The sequence below is a fragment of the Endozoicomonas sp. SESOKO3 genome (assembly GCF_024606255.1).
In genome coordinates, this window is record NZ_JAHHPR010000609.1 from 1 (window position 1) to 13710 (window position 13710).

Genomic DNA, 13710 nt, shown 5'->3' on the forward strand with positions numbered 1-13710 from the left:
ATGACAACCACTTCTATGGGTAGCCACGAATAAGGGATGGCGCTTATAGAGGCATCTTTGGTGGACAGGATCAGTTCGTAAGCAACCAGTAAATGGGTGAAGTAAAGCCATTGCCACGAAATCGTTTCAATGATGGTCGTTTTTATTCCATAACTATCAGCTCTATGTCGTTTTTCTTCAGGCAGCAAAGTTAATCGTGCGTAGCCGTCTGTATCGGTAATGCCTGGCAGGTCGCCCGGCAATGTATGCAAGTCAGGTTTTGTAGAAAACCTCTGGTTTGGAAAAACTACATTCTGCTCAAGCTCGACAATAAAGGGTCGTGTCAGCGATTCGGCCTGACAGGTGACAGACAGGAATAAAAGAAGCAACAGTGGTGCCGCAGAGAGTGAATGTTTAATAATTCTATCCTTGCATTCTAATTTACAAAGAGGAAGGATAGATCACCTCATAAAAGGACGGGTGTCAGTTATTCATTCACTTTACCTCCTTTAGAACTGAGGCCATTATCCTGGTTCAGATCAACAGGCTTGCGTTTTCGATGCATTCTTTTGTGCTCGGACAGGGCTTTCGCACTCTTGCAGACTTTCCCACATGGGTGTTGATGCCCATCCAGCCCGACCAATGTCATGTCGCAGTTTTTTTGCCCGATGTGGCTTCTTCTTTTGTGATCTGAAAGGGCTTGAGCATTCTTGCAAACCTTTCCGCATAGCCGCTGCTGGCCATCCTTATCAACCACGGTCAAGTCACACTTTTTTTCCCCTGAGTGGAAGTTGCTTTTGTGAGATGACAGAGCTAAAGCATTCTTGCAGGCCTTTCCACATGGTTGCCCATTGCCATTCCCCCCGACTACGGTAACGTCACAGATTTGTTTTCCGGTGTGGATTCTGCCTTTGTGATTCGACAGGGCCTGAGCAGTTTTGCAGACCATTCCACATTGCCGCTTCTTGCCATCCCCGCCGATCACGGTCACCTCACAGGTTTTTTCCCCGGTGTGGACTCTGCTTTTGTGAGATGACAAAGCTTGGGAACTTCTGCAGAGCTTCCCGCACGGCCTTGGCTGGCTATCCTCCCCTACTACAGTTACGTCACAGGTTTGTTGCCTGGTGTGCTCTCTTGTTTTGTGATCCGACAGAGCTTTGGCACTGATGTAGATCTTCCTGCATGGCCGCTGCTGACCGTCTTCCCCAATCACGGTCACGGCGCAGATTTGTGGTCCGGTGTGTGCTTTTCTTCTGTGATCCGACAAGCCTTGAGCATGCTTGCAGACCTTTCCGCAAGGCCTCTTCTGACCATCTTCCCCAACCACAGCCACGTCACAAATTTTTTCCCCGCTGTGGTATTTACGTTTATGAGACGACTGGGCATTAGCATACCTAAAGACTGTCGCGCATGTTCGCTGCTGACTCTCCTTCCCTACCAAAGTCAGGCAGCAGGTTGCAAGCTTTACAGAGTCAATTGTATCGGTTGCACCAGCACCTATTAAGTCTGAGGCGACCCCGTCTATGGCGATTCCGCCTTCAGAGTTGCAATGGTAGCCATGTCTTTTGGCCAAACGGGAGCATGAGCTTTGTTCGGGTATTACTTCTTTGTGTCCTGTCGAACTTTCCACGGAATTCAGCACTCCGCTATCGGATAAGTTGGATGATGGTCGCAACTCACAAACGCCATGACAGGGATGGACAAAACAATTTAAACCCAGATTATGTGATTGTTGTTCAGGGCCTCCATTACCGTCGCCAGAGTCCGAATACAGAAGACCCGTGAAATAGCCTCTAAGGTGATTGTTGGTCTTTATGGCTTGCTGGTCAGATGATTCTGACCGCTGGCCCTGTTGTTGGTCATGTCCAGCGCCAGGCATCATAGTGGTGATTGCAAACGGGTGCCCCCCATGAGCCAAAATAGATGCTGTCTCTTGTTCAATCGGGTGAAACAGCGTTGAATCTGGGCTCCAATAGCTTTTTATAAGCCAAACGACAGTAATGACCACCTCTACCGGTAGCCGTGAATAAGGCTTGGAACGTAGAGCTGCGCCTTTGGTGGTCAGGATCAGTTTGTAACCAACCAGCAGGTGAGTGGCGTAATGCCATTGCCAGAATATCGACTCAATAAAGCTCGTTTTTATCCCGTAACTGTTAGCTCTATGTCGTTTGTTATCAAACAGCACGTCTGATCCTGAATACCCGTTTGTATTAGCAATGATTAACGGGCTGTGCGTCAATTTATGCTGGTCACACGCTATAAAAAAGTTCTGGTTTGGAAAACCTGCATCCTGCTGAAGCTCGACAATAAAGCGCTTTGTCAACGGTTTGGCCTGACAAACAACAGGCAACGACAGTAGCGGCAACATCAGTGCCATAAGGAGTGAGTGTTTAATAATTCTATCCTTGCTTTTCGGTTTACAGAAGGGAAGGATAGAACACCTGATAAAAGAGATTTCTACAACAGCATCCGAGCAGTTAAGATATTTTACTCAGCGATACAGACAGAGGTGACATGAAAATTTTTCTGGTCGGCGGTGCCGTCCGAGACAAGTTACTGAATCTTCCGGTCAAAGATCACGACTGGGTCGTGGTTGGCAGCAGCCCTGAGCAAATGACCAATAAGGGCTTTCACCCTGTTGGCCAGGACTTCCCGGTCTTCCTTCATCCTGACAGCAAAGAAGAATATGCACTGGCCCGAACCGAAAGAAAGTCGGGTCACGGTTACAGCGGCTTTGTTTTTCATACAGCCCCCGACGTCACACTGGAAGAAGACCTGATCCGCAGAGACCTGACCATTAATGCCATGGCCCAGGATGATCATGGCCATATCTATGACCCCTATGGCGGCCGAAAAGACCTGGAACACAAGCTGCTTCGCCATGTGTCCCCGGCCTTCCAGGAAGACCCCCTGCGCATTCTGCGTGTAGCACGATTTGCTGCCCGGTTCCATCATCTGGGGTTCAGGGTGGCCCCCGAGACTCTTGACTTGATGACCTCTATGGTAAAAAGAGGTGAAGCCTCCTATCTGGTTCCCGAGCGAGTCTGGCAGGAAACCACGCGCGCCCTGTCCGAGCCCGCCCCTGAAATCTTTTTTGAAGTACTCTCGAACTGCCATGCCATGAATGTAGTCATGCCGGAATGGGTTCCTCACCTGAGAGAGAATTCGACTGGCATAAGAGCACTTCGGACAGCAGCCACTCAACAAACGTCCTGTGACGTACGATTTGCAGTCACCTTTGCGCCCGAAAAAGAACTCTCCGGAGATTTACTTACTGCACTGGTTAAACGACTGAAAACACCTTCCCAGTTTGCAGAACTCGCCAGCCTGACTTTTCGGCATAGTGCTTATTTAATCGAGCACGCTGAAGACAAAACAGCAGAACAGTGGATGACTCTGTTTGAAAACACCGATGCATTCAGGCGGACAGAACGCTTCGAAGCCTTTCTGAGAGCCAGCAGCTGCATTGCCGAAACTCAAGAAAGGACACTCTCCGAAAGCGACCAGAACAGGATAAAATCCTTGCTCACTCTCTGCCTTTCGATCAATGCCAAAGAGATTGTTGCCCGGGGCTTTAAGGGCAAGGCGGTGGGTGAAGAACTAAGAAAAACGAGAGTGTTACAAATGCAGAAACAATTGGATCGTTAGAATCCTTGAGCCCCTCAAGGGGCTGATGATCAGACAGCTTCGAATTCAAGCTCAGGCAATAGGCAAGGCTGATTGCCAAGCTTAACGCCTTTTTCAAACGCCAGATTAATAGCACCGGTAAAAACACTGATTGGCCTGCCCCTTTGAAAATTCCATAACTGTTTTAGCAAGGGCCGATAGTAAACTTCCTCGATGGCGCTGACCTTCACTTCGCGGACATCCTCAACCACCTGAAGAATATCGAGATCAGCCCGGCATTTGAGGCTGCCTCTGACTCGCCCTAACCGGTCTTCTATCTGCTTGCACCAGCTGTTAATCAGGGTCGATGACGCTTCGCTCTCAAAACAGACGACAGCATTATAATAATCAGCTACTTTCTCCTTTGTCATCGCGTTACCCTCGGCAGACGTTTGAATGAGGCTGCTGACCAATAGCGTACCAAACTGCTGGCGAAGGGCCTGAATCATCTGCCAACAGTTTTTCTCGGCCTCATCATTGGAGCCTATCCCAATGTAAAAAAGTGTCATGGCTGGCGCATCTCTTCCCTGGTTCGTTCGCACCACACGGAGGCTAAAGCACCTCTCAATGCCTGCGGTTTGCGGATCAGTACACCGACCCGGCCAACATTGAAATTCGCCTGAATCAACTGAATGATCCCGCCCGCCAGAGCTTCCAGCAAAGCGTATCGGGACGTTTCGCAAAAGGCTCTGACAGCTTGACTGATAGCATCGTAATCCAGGGCATCGTCCAGGTCGTCAGAACGAAATGCCCGGGAAAAGTCAGTTTCCAGTTCTAAATCGATCATCAGAGGCTGAGGTGCTTCGTGCTCAAATTCGTAAACACCAATCACAGCACGGGTTTCCAGCTGTTCGATACGAACCTTATCCATTGTTACTGCCCTCTGACTTCAAGTTAACGGCTTCCAGTGTTTCCATATTCCAGCGTGGCATTGGGGCCACTTCAAGAAGCTCCGTCTGACCAGCAAGCAGACGCTGGCAACCGGCGTAGGCGATCATTGCGCCATTGTCTGTACAAAACTCAGCCCTGGCGTAACGAAGGCTTCCGCCTTCTTTTACTGCCATGGTTTCAAGCTGATTTCTCAACCTGCGATTGGCACTCACACCACCGGCAATCACCAGCTGTTTCAAACCGGTCTGTCTCAGAGCCCGACGGCATTTGAATGCCAGAGTATCGACCACGGCATCTTCGAATGCCCAGGCAATGTCCGCTCGATCCTGCTCGGTCAGCTCACGTTCTTTTTTGCAGGCAGCCACAGTATTGAGCGTAAAGGTTTTCAAACCACTGAAGCTGAAGTCCAGTCCGGGGCGATCGCACATCGGCCGGGGGAAACGGAAGCGTCCTTCGGCGCCCTTCTGCGCAAGATTAGAAACCCTGGGACCACCGGGATACCCCAAATCCAGCATAGCTGCCACTTTGTCAAAAGCCTCGCCGGCGGCATCATCTATAGACTCGCCCAGCAGCTGATATTGACCAATACCATCAACCCGTACCAATTGGGTATGACCACCTGACACCAGTAAGGCAAGAAAAGGGAACTCAGGCGGGTTTTCTTCCAGCATGGGAGCCAGCAAATGCCCTTCCATATGATGGACACCCACGGAAGGAACACCCAGTGCCCAAGCCATGGAACGACCTATACAGGCTCCCACCATCAGGGCACCGATCAGGCCCGGACCTTTAGTGTAGGCCACGGCATCAATCTGCTCGCGTGTGATGACGGCTTTTTCCAGCACCTGATTAATCAGAGGAAGAACCCTCTGGATATGATCTCTGGAGGCCAGTTCAGGCACAACACCACCGTACTCGGTATGCATTCCAATCTGGCTGTATAGAGCATCTGCCAGCAACCCTTTCTTACTGTGATAAAGGGCAATGCCTGATTCATCGCAGGATGTTTCAATCCCCAGCACTATCATCTTTAAAACCCACTACTGTTTTCATCAAAAGCTGTTTCCGCTATAGCAATGCCACGATCGGTGAACATCGGCCTGTCAGATATACTCAAAGATCCTGTGGATTACCTTCACCCGGACAGGTTTCCAGTCCATCAAAGTCAGCATAAATAACAACAACCCGGATAATAAAAACCAACATACAACGTCACTGCCCACTTCCTTCAGCAGGGTCTGGGATGATACTGCAAAGCAGCCTTTGCGGGAAATGCCAGGCACAGCAACCCCGGAGACTCTTCAAGGGATGAAAGCAGGTCGGGTTTTTGCATTTATTGAAAATAGTCTATAGAATTCCCACCCTTAAAAATACGCGGCTAGTCTGGACATTTTTTCAGACTTGTTTTGCGGGTCGGAATTAGCTTCTTCGCACGGCCCTTCAGGGAATCAGCCCTGCTGATCTCCGGGAAAAAGTGTGAATGCTCAACCGGTTACTCTTTATCTGGCGTGACTCATTTATTATGAAAACCGCCAGATCAGGGAATAAATCCTTGCCCGGCCAGCCTTGGTCCGGGATTAAAAGGCAAAGTTTTCTGAAGGAGAGTAGGTGGTGCCAATAGCAAATGTTGTGATGCCGGGCTGCAAACCTTTATTAATGTACTCACTATTTTTATAGGAAGGTGATCTCTGCATGCCTGCTGTTAAAGTTAAAGAAAATGAACCGTTTGATGTAGCGCTGCGCCGTTTCAAGCGCTCTTGCGAAAAGGCTGGTGTACTGGCTGAAGTACGTCGTCGTGAACACTACGAAAAGCCTACCTCCGTTCGCAAGCGCAAGGCGGCAGCAGCTGTCAAGCGTCATTTGAAAAAACTACAGCGCGAACAGCGTCGTCGCGAGCGTCTGTATTAAGACCGGATTTCCGGTTTTGATAGCTTCGACCCCCAAATTTCTGCTCGAAACTTTCTTTCGGGAAAGTGACGTGTTGAGGTAAGAACATGAGCGAATGTCAGGCCAAGGAACAACTGACTGCTGCAATGAAGGATATCATGCACTATCGCGACAGGGTTCACCTGGGTACCATTGCCCGGCTCTTATCGAGCTTAAGCGAGTCGAAGTAGACGAAAAGTCGATTGACGACATCCGTGCCCTTGCAGCACTCGACAAGATGGCCAAGCAACGCCGCGATGCCAGCAACCAGTTCGAGTCTGCAGGGCACCCCCATCGGGCTCATCAGGAAAAACCGGAACTGTCCATCATTCCGGACTTTCTGCCTTTCCGGCTCAGCACCAAAGAAATCAGCCAACTCGCCTCAGCAACCATTCGCGAAAGCGGAGCCCGGAGTACGCGCATGATTGGACTTCTTCTGCCGCAGGCCACGATATACCCAGCGACCAGATGGACCGGCTTGGTTAGCGAAAAATCATCTGGACGCCATGCTCTGCAGTCTACGGATCATGCAATAAACATCGCAGTGCAGAGCGGCGCTGAGTAGCAATGCTACCAAAGTCCTGAACGGTACACTGTCGATCTTCACCGATATAAGCGACGGTGGTTTTTTAGTTGTGAGTGTCCAAGCCGTGAAAAAGGGTGCTATCTTTACTCATCACTGGCCTCCGATTATTCCGTTTTACCTTTTGCGGCAAAACCGTTTTTTCGGCTCTGGCAAAACCAGCCTGCGTTTCACTCAGAGGCCCTCTTACCTTTCAGTGAGAGTCGTAATGTTTATGTTCTTTTTTTCTGGAATATAGATTGATGATTCACGAATATGAGCCTGTATACGATGATCTCTACAAAAATCGCTGTTCTATCATCTTTGTTTTTTGCTTGTACTTCTTTTTCCTCTGAAGAATCTTTCATGGGAGAATGGCAAGGGCATCAGGATATTACTAACTATTTTTGCAGTATATTATTTACCTATCAATCCGATCTTGAATATTCAAATGATCAATATTTTTACGTACCTTTATCGGAGGGCATCATACTTGAAAAATATCGCTCAGGCTCTTACGGCCAATACTCTTTGGTGATTTATGATAAAGCCAATGGTAAGTTGGTTGATTTTCAGAATTACAAGTTGTGGTTTTATATAGATGCTATTAATCGTAAAGATGGAGTGAGCACAAAAAAAATGCTGTTATTAACCGGCTTGACAGATTCTAAAAAATTTGAGGACAAAGACTTGCCAACGGATATTTTGACAGCATTTTACAATTTAAATATTCAGCCTTTAACTGACGAAACTCTTTCCATTGGTATGATTGAGCATATAAAGGGAAATTTTAAAAGCTGTACAGTAACAAAAAAAATCAGACCCTTTGAGCACGAGCTTTAGTGTCCCCGCAGAGAATTAGAGCAAGAGGTCGTTCAGGAGGTCGACCTGGAGTAGCGTCTGTATTTTTTTGTACAATCGTACGGTCAAAAAAGCATACAAAGTTCACAAGACAAAATTTTCATACGTTCGATCAAGCTAATAAACTGCAGAAACGTTCAGGCAAATCCTTAACCGGACCCGTTCTGAGCAAATCCGTCATCAACGCTGGCAACAATCGCTGACAACCGCCCAGTGACGATGATAAGATCAAGTCACTGTTTCAGGTGCCGGTCTGTTTACTTCAATGGCCGACGCTCACACTTATAGGCATATATAAGCATTTATGGCCGGACGCATCCCCCAGACATTTATTGATGACCTGCTGAACCGCCTGGACATCGTAGACATTGTTGATAGCCGGGTAAAGCTTAAGAAGACTGGCAGAAACTACTCCGCCTGCTGCCCTTTCCATCAGGAGAAAACCCCCTCATTCACAGTCAGCCCTGACAAGCAGTTTTACTATTGCTTTGGCTGTGGTGCCAGTGGTAACGCCCTGGGCTTTGTCATGGATTTTGATCATCTGGACTTTCCGACAGCCGTGGATTCCCTGGCCAGCCTGGTCGGACTGGAAGTTCCCAGGGAACAACACAGTCAAAAACGCGGTCCGGATCACAGCCCGCTGTATGAACTGATGACCCAAGCTAACGCTTTTTACAACGAACAATTGATTCAGGCTTCTGATGCACCACGAGCGATCCACTACCTGAAACAGAGAGGACTGGACGGTCAAACATGCCAACGTTTCGGTATCGGCTTTGCCCCACCGGGCTGGGACAACCTTCAAAACCATCTGGCAGAGAATCAGGAGAAAGAAGACCTGCTGGTTAAGACCGGCATGCTGGTGGAAAAAGAAGAAACCAAAAGCCGTTATGACCGCTTCCGCGACCGAATCATGTTCCCTATCCATGACACCCGGGGACGAATCATCGCTTTCGGTGGTCGGGTATTGGGGGATGCCAAACCCAAATACCTCAACTCTCCCGAATCCCCTATTTTCCATAAGGGACGGGAGTTGTATGGACTTTACGAAGCCAAAAAACACAATCGTCACCTTGAACGCATTCTTGTCGTGGAAGGCTACATGGATGTTGTGGCTCTAGCTCAGCAGGGAATCAACAATGCTGTTGCCACCCTGGGCACTGCAACGACCCCGGATCACATACAGAGACTTTTTAAAACCGTATCGGAAGTCGTATTCTGCTTTGACGGCGATAGTGCAGGCAGACGAGCAGCCTGGCGCGCCCTTGAATCGACACTTCCTCATATGAAAGACGGCAATCAGGCACGCTTTCTGTTTTTACCCCAGGGAGAAGATCCTGACAGCATGGTCAGACAGGAAGGTGCCAATGCCTTTCTGGAAAGAATAAAAGCCACAGCTCTCAGCCTCGACACCTTCCTGTTCCGGGAGCTTAGTGACGGTATTGACCTTAATACCATGGACGGACGTTCACGACTGGCCAACGATGCACAACCTCACCTGCACAAGATTCCCGACAGTTTGTTCAAACAGATGATGATGCAGAAGCTTTCAGAAATCACCGGTTTGAATACTGACACCCTGGCAAGCTACTTAAATGAAAAGAATGAACCCGAGCCTGCCGCCGACTCTGCATACGACAACCACCCTATACCTGCTGAAGCCGACTATTATCCGGAAACACATTATGAGCCTGAGGCCGTCCAAAGTTATCAACCTCAGATGCACACTTTCGAGCGCAAACCCTTTAAAAAAGATTTTAAGGAAAAGTACGAACCACCCGTTCCTGCCCCATTAAAAGTAGGTCGATCCCTTTATGCCATCCGCCACCTGCTCTGTAACCCTGAACTAGCGGCCGATGTGAAATCAATCAGTGAGCTGGAAGGCGATGAGCATCCTGATACACAACTACTCATTGCCCTGATCAAAACGCTTCAGGAACAACCTAAACTCCCAACTATCGCCCTGATTGCACAATGGCACGGCACCCAACACGGCATCCGACTTCAGGAAATTGCATCATTGGAGCTTGGACACCAACCTAACGACCAGGAATTCCACGAAGCGATAGAGCGAATCAGGGATACGGTCCGGGAGCTTGAGCACAAACAGACGACACTCTCTCTGAAACAGACTTTTTCACAGAAGAAGCCAGGTCAGATAGACTCGGCACAACGTAGCATTCTGGAAGCTCTTCTCGAAAAGCAAAAGAAAAAACTCGGTATCAAACCCACAACCACCAACACCAAAAAATAGCCTTCTGACAACCTCAAAAAACCGAGCAGTCAACGACAAACGCCTTTTTTTCAGCCCTTGTTGTAAACAAATTGTAAATTGCTTTTTATCGCTTTATTTATGGCGACGCACGTATTTTTAGGTATATACTTGGACTTCACTGTGCCATGTGGGAAGCCGTTATTAACCACACACCTGATTCTGAATCCGGTCTGAAACAGCAATGAGCGAACAAAGCATCTAACTGACTCACCTGTTGTGAGAGGGTGCTTTCACGGTAAAAAAGCCAAGGAAGGGGATCCTCACCATGTGTTGTTTTTCATGGACCGTTTTTCCGGTGCCCCGTCCACTGAACATCGTGCAGATCCACGAAAGTGTACTCTTTTACACATTATTGTGGAAAACCTCATGTTTTATGAGCTATAATTGCCTGCTTACGTTTTTTTCGTCCGGCACTCCACTTTCGCTGTTAAAGGGTTGATATGTCAGCTAACTCGCAACAACAATCCCGACTGAAAGAGCTTATCTCTCGCGGTAAGGAACAGGGATACCTGACTTACGCTGAGGTAAATGACCATCTTCCTGAAGACATCTCCGACCCTGATCAGGTTGAAGATATCATTCGCATGATCAATGACATGGGTATTACCGTCTACGAAACAGCGCCGGACGCCGATACCCTGTTGTTGTCAGAAGCCGATACCGATGAGGCTGCTGCCGAAGAAGCAGCAGCAGCTCTTGCAGCTGTTGAACAGGAAGCAGGTCGAACCACTGACCCTGTACGCATGTACATGCGTGAAATGGGCACGGTCGAGCTGCTGACTCGCGAAGGCGAAATCCAGATCGCCAAACGCATTGAAGAAGGGCTGCGTGAAGTCATGTCAGCTCTGGCCAAATTTCCTGGTTCCGTTCAGATTGTTCTGGACGAATACGATCGGATTATAGAAGAAGAAGGCCGCCTGACCGATCTGATCAGTGGCTATATCGATCCAGATTCCGAAGAACCTGTCGCCCCTCCTGCCCCCTCTGTCGAGAACATCGGAGAAGACTTCGACGATGGTGACTCTGATGAAGATGAAGATGAAGACGCTGGCGGCCTCGACCCGGAAGAAGCCAAGGAGCGCTTTGATCTCCTTCGCGCAGGCCATGAGAAGGTTCTAAGCACTCTCGAAAAGCATGACTTTGGCTCACAAGAAGCCAAAGCTGCAATGGATGAGCTGACTCTGGCCTTCATGCCCCTGAAACTGGTGCCCCGTATTTTTGACATGCTGGTTTTTCGCATCAGAAATACTCTGGACACTATTCGGGGCAATGAGCGTGCGATTATGCAATACTGCGTTCGCCGCGCGAAAATGCCTCGCAAGATTTTCCTGAGCACTTTCCCGGGCAACGAAACCAGTCTGCAATGGATTGATGACATTACTTCCGGCAGCGCTGACTATGCTAAAGCCATTAACCATTACAGGGATGAAATTGTTCGTGCTCAGAAAAAGCTGATCACCATTGAAAAGGAGTTCGGCTGCACGCTGGTCCAAATCAAGGACATCAATCGCAGAATGTCTCTGGGCGAAGCCCGTGCCCGTCGCGCCAAGAAAGAAATGGTTGAGGCTAACCTGCGTCTGGTTATTTCCATCGCCAAGAAATACACCAACCGTGGCCTGCAATTCCTCGATCTGATTCAGGAAGGCAACATCGGCCTGATGAAAGCGGTAGACAAATTCGAATACCGTCGCGGATACAAGTTCTCGACCTATGCTACCTGGTGGATTCGTCAGGCTATTACCCGCTCCATTGCGGACCAGGCCAGAACAATCCGTATTCCGGTTCACATGATTGAGACCATCAATAAGTTGAACCGTATTTCCAGACAGATGCTACAGGAGATGGGCCGTGAGCCCACTCCCGAGGAACTGGCTGTTCGGATGGAAATGCCAGAAGACAAGATCCGCAAGGTACTGAAAATCTCCAAAGAGCCTATCTCCATGGAGACACCGATCGGTGACGATGAAGATTCCCATCTGGGTGACTTTATCGAAGACGCGACGATTCAGTCCCCTATCGATCGTGCTACCGGTACAGGTCTGAAAGAATCTACCCGCAACGTGCTGTCTGGCCTGACAGCTCGTGAAGCGAAGGTTCTGCGCATGCGCTTTGGTATCGACATGAACACAGACCACACTCTGGAAGAGGTGGGCAAGCAGTTCGACGTTACCCGTGAACGTATCCGTCAGATCGAAGCCAAAGCTCTGAGAAAACTGCGTCACCCAACGCGCTCGGATCACCTGAGAAGCTTCCTGGACGAGTAATATCTTCCTGCCCTCAAGTGCCAGAAAAAACCGCACTTCTCAGCTTTGAGAGTGCGGTTTTTTTATGTCTACCCATCATCATCTGATTAAAGTAAACCGCCTATCGTTGGTCGCTCTGCTAACAAGGGTGTCCATTTCACTGACCTATATATGAACTCTTAGCTGCCTCCTGCCATCTAATGTTTAACAGGTCGCGCGCAACCTCGGCCCACACCAGAGGCTTCTGCGTAATACCAACAAGGTTCTTTTCAGGGAGGTAAAACGTTATGGATCGATTACAAGCTCTGTTACTGACCAGCCTGCTCTTTTTTTCTGCACAGGTTATTGGTGGGGAATTCTCACCCGGCTACCCGGCGGCATACCGCCACTTCCCAGAGCTGGCAGGTGCACTTGATAAAGACTTTGATGGCCTGCTCTCCTACGATGAGTTAATTGAGGGCTACCATGCTCCGTATCTGAACAAAGACCTTTACCAAACCATCAGGCTGTACCTTGTTAATTTCGAGTCATGGCAAAACCCCGTCACCGCTTCATTAAGCAGGGAGAGCATTGAACTGGCTGAACTGTCGGGGCAAGTCGCAAAGTATCACTATGAACAGGACAATAGTTTCTGGGATGCCTGGCTTGCAAAACCCGAGCGGCAACCATTTGCCGACACTTATAGAAGACTTTTTCCCCACGGTCTGACCAGTATTACTCCAGACAATCTCCTGCAGGGGCATTTTCCAGATTGTGTTCTGATTGCCTCGCTGGCTTCAATTGCCAGCTCTGAAACCGGAAAAAGACTGATATTCAATTACTTTCATACGCCGGTTGATGAACAGGAATTACGCATTGCTTTTCGCGGCATTCGTACTGGCGTGTTTATTCAATTCAGGGAAGTAATGCATCACTCAGACTTTGCCAAAACACGCGATGGCGGTATCTGGCTGGCTGTATTGGAAGCCGCTTACGCACATCTTTCGAAAAGGTTCATTAATAGTCGTCGACAAGATGAGTGGGCACAACGCAAATACGGTCAATACTCAGAACTGAGCGGGTTATATGAGCAGCATGCTTTAGCTGTACTAATGAGTTCAGACTCCTATTACATCAACCCGCAACTTCAAACTCAGGAACGATTGAGGGAGCAACTCAACTCTTTTGTTGATAATGAAAAAGCAGCGACTGTTTCTATTAACCCATCAGTTTCAATTCACTTGGAGTTAAGGCCGTTTGCAGGAATCAAAACCCTGCATGCCTATAGCCTGATTGGCTATGACAAAGAAAAAGATATTGTTTATATA

Annotated in this window: 12 protein-coding genes; 7 read left to right on the top strand and 5 right to left on the bottom strand. The window is 48.7% G+C overall.

Translation table 11 applies throughout. From position 1 onward, the window contains the following. Both KDK18_RS10705 and KDK18_RS10710 read right to left on the bottom strand, forming a co-directional pair. Positions 1-368: hypothetical protein (locus KDK18_RS10705; RefSeq protein WP_257254890.1), on the bottom strand; the 368-nt coding region annotated here is incomplete at its 3' end. Positions 369-466: 98 nt separating this feature from the next. Continuing rightward, the gene (locus KDK18_RS10710) at positions 467-2356 is read right to left on the bottom strand and encodes a hypothetical protein (protein ID WP_257254891.1); all 1890 of its coding nucleotides are present in this window, start codon (positions 2354-2356) and stop codon (positions 467-469) included. A 137-nt stretch (positions 2357-2493) separates the two neighbouring features. On the opposite strand from KDK18_RS10710, the gene KDK18_RS10715 reads away from it, so the two are divergent. Further along, positions 2494-3627 (top strand): hypothetical protein, encoded by a 1134-nt coding sequence (locus tag KDK18_RS10715; protein WP_257254892.1) that lies wholly within the window; start codon positions 2494-2496, stop codon positions 3625-3627. A 29-nt stretch (positions 3628-3656) separates the two neighbouring features. Here KDK18_RS10715 and KDK18_RS10720 read toward each other — a convergent pair whose 3' ends face one another. Genes KDK18_RS10720 through tsaD form a run of 3 tightly spaced genes read right to left on the bottom strand, consistent with a single transcriptional unit; the run spans position 3657 to position 5564 of the window. After that, entirely contained in the window at positions 3657-4154 is a 498-nt protein-coding gene (locus KDK18_RS10720) for a 2-amino-4-hydroxy-6-hydroxymethyldihydropteridine diphosphokinase (protein WP_257254893.1), read from the bottom strand. Continuing rightward, the gene (gene folB / locus KDK18_RS10725; protein WP_257254894.1) at positions 4151-4516 is read right to left on the bottom strand and encodes a dihydroneopterin aldolase; all 366 of its coding nucleotides are present in this window, start codon (positions 4514-4516) and stop codon (positions 4151-4153) included. Before folB ends, KDK18_RS10720 begins: the two co-directional genes overlap by 4 nt. Continuing rightward, positions 4509-5564: a tRNA (adenosine(37)-N6)-threonylcarbamoyltransferase complex transferase subunit TsaD gene (tsaD, locus tag KDK18_RS10730; RefSeq protein WP_257254895.1), complete on the bottom strand. Its 1056-nt coding sequence runs from the start codon at positions 5562-5564 to the stop codon at positions 4509-4511. The genes folB and tsaD overlap by 8 nt, the downstream gene beginning before the upstream one ends. Before the next feature lie 664 nt (positions 5565-6228). Here tsaD and rpsU point away from each other — a divergent pair. The 6 genes from rpsU to KDK18_RS10760 all read left to right on the top strand — a co-directional run. Then, entirely contained in the window at positions 6229-6444 is a 216-nt protein-coding gene (gene rpsU / locus KDK18_RS10735) for a 30S ribosomal protein S21 (RefSeq protein WP_034839300.1), read from the top strand. A gap of 94 nt (positions 6445-6538) precedes the next feature. After that, positions 6539-7027, top strand: a complete 489-nt coding sequence (locus tag KDK18_RS14755; RefSeq protein ID WP_373691169.1) for a GatB/YqeY domain-containing protein — start codon at positions 6539-6541, stop codon at positions 7025-7027. Positions 7028-7315: 288 nt separating this feature from the next. Next, positions 7316-7867: a hypothetical protein gene (locus KDK18_RS10745; protein ID WP_257254897.1), complete on the top strand. Its 552-nt coding sequence runs from the start codon at positions 7316-7318 to the stop codon at positions 7865-7867. A gap of 322 nt (positions 7868-8189) precedes the next feature. Beyond that, a complete protein-coding gene (gene dnaG, locus KDK18_RS10750; RefSeq protein WP_257254898.1) occupies positions 8190-10139 on the top strand; it encodes a DNA primase in 1950 nt (649 codons plus the stop codon). 461 nt (positions 10140-10600) lie between these two features. Further along, on the top strand, positions 10601-12424 hold the full coding sequence (gene rpoD / locus KDK18_RS10755; RefSeq protein WP_257254899.1) for an RNA polymerase sigma factor RpoD: 1824 nt from the start codon (positions 10601-10603) through the stop codon (positions 12422-12424). Positions 12425-12690: 266 nt separating this feature from the next. Further along, on the top strand, positions 12691-13710 hold a 1020-nt coding region (locus KDK18_RS10760), incomplete at its 3' end, for a C2 family cysteine protease (RefSeq protein ID WP_257254900.1).

Bases quoted from the DNA above. Each gene is read 5' to 3' on its own strand.
- KDK18_RS10715 (WP_257254892.1), top strand. From the start codon at position 2,494: ATGAAAATTTTTCTGGTCGGCGGTGCCGTCCGAGACAAGTTACTGAAT.
- tsaD (WP_257254895.1), bottom strand. From the start codon at position 5,564: ATGATAGTGCTGGGGATTGAAACATCCTGCGATGAATCAGGCATTGCC.
- KDK18_RS10720 (WP_257254893.1), bottom strand. From the start codon at position 4,154: ATGACACTTTTTTACATTGGGATAGGCTCCAATGATGAGGCCGAGAAA.
- KDK18_RS14755 (WP_373691169.1), top strand. From the start codon at position 6,539: ATGTCAGGCCAAGGAACAACTGACTGCTGCAATGAAGGATATCATGCA.
- KDK18_RS10745 (WP_257254897.1), top strand. From the start codon at position 7,316: ATGATCTCTACAAAAATCGCTGTTCTATCATCTTTGTTTTTTGCTTGT.
- KDK18_RS10710 (WP_257254891.1), bottom strand. From the start codon at position 2,356: ATGGCACTGATGTTGCCGCTACTGTCGTTGCCTGTTGTTTGTCAGGCC.
- rpsU (WP_034839300.1), top strand. From the start codon at position 6,229: ATGCCTGCTGTTAAAGTTAAAGAAAATGAACCGTTTGATGTAGCGCTG.
- folB (WP_257254894.1), bottom strand. From the start codon at position 4,516: ATGGATAAGGTTCGTATCGAACAGCTGGAAACCCGTGCTGTGATTGGT.
- dnaG (WP_257254898.1), top strand. From the start codon at position 8,190: ATGGCCGGACGCATCCCCCAGACATTTATTGATGACCTGCTGAACCGC.
- rpoD (WP_257254899.1), top strand. From the start codon at position 10,601: ATGTCAGCTAACTCGCAACAACAATCCCGACTGAAAGAGCTTATCTCT.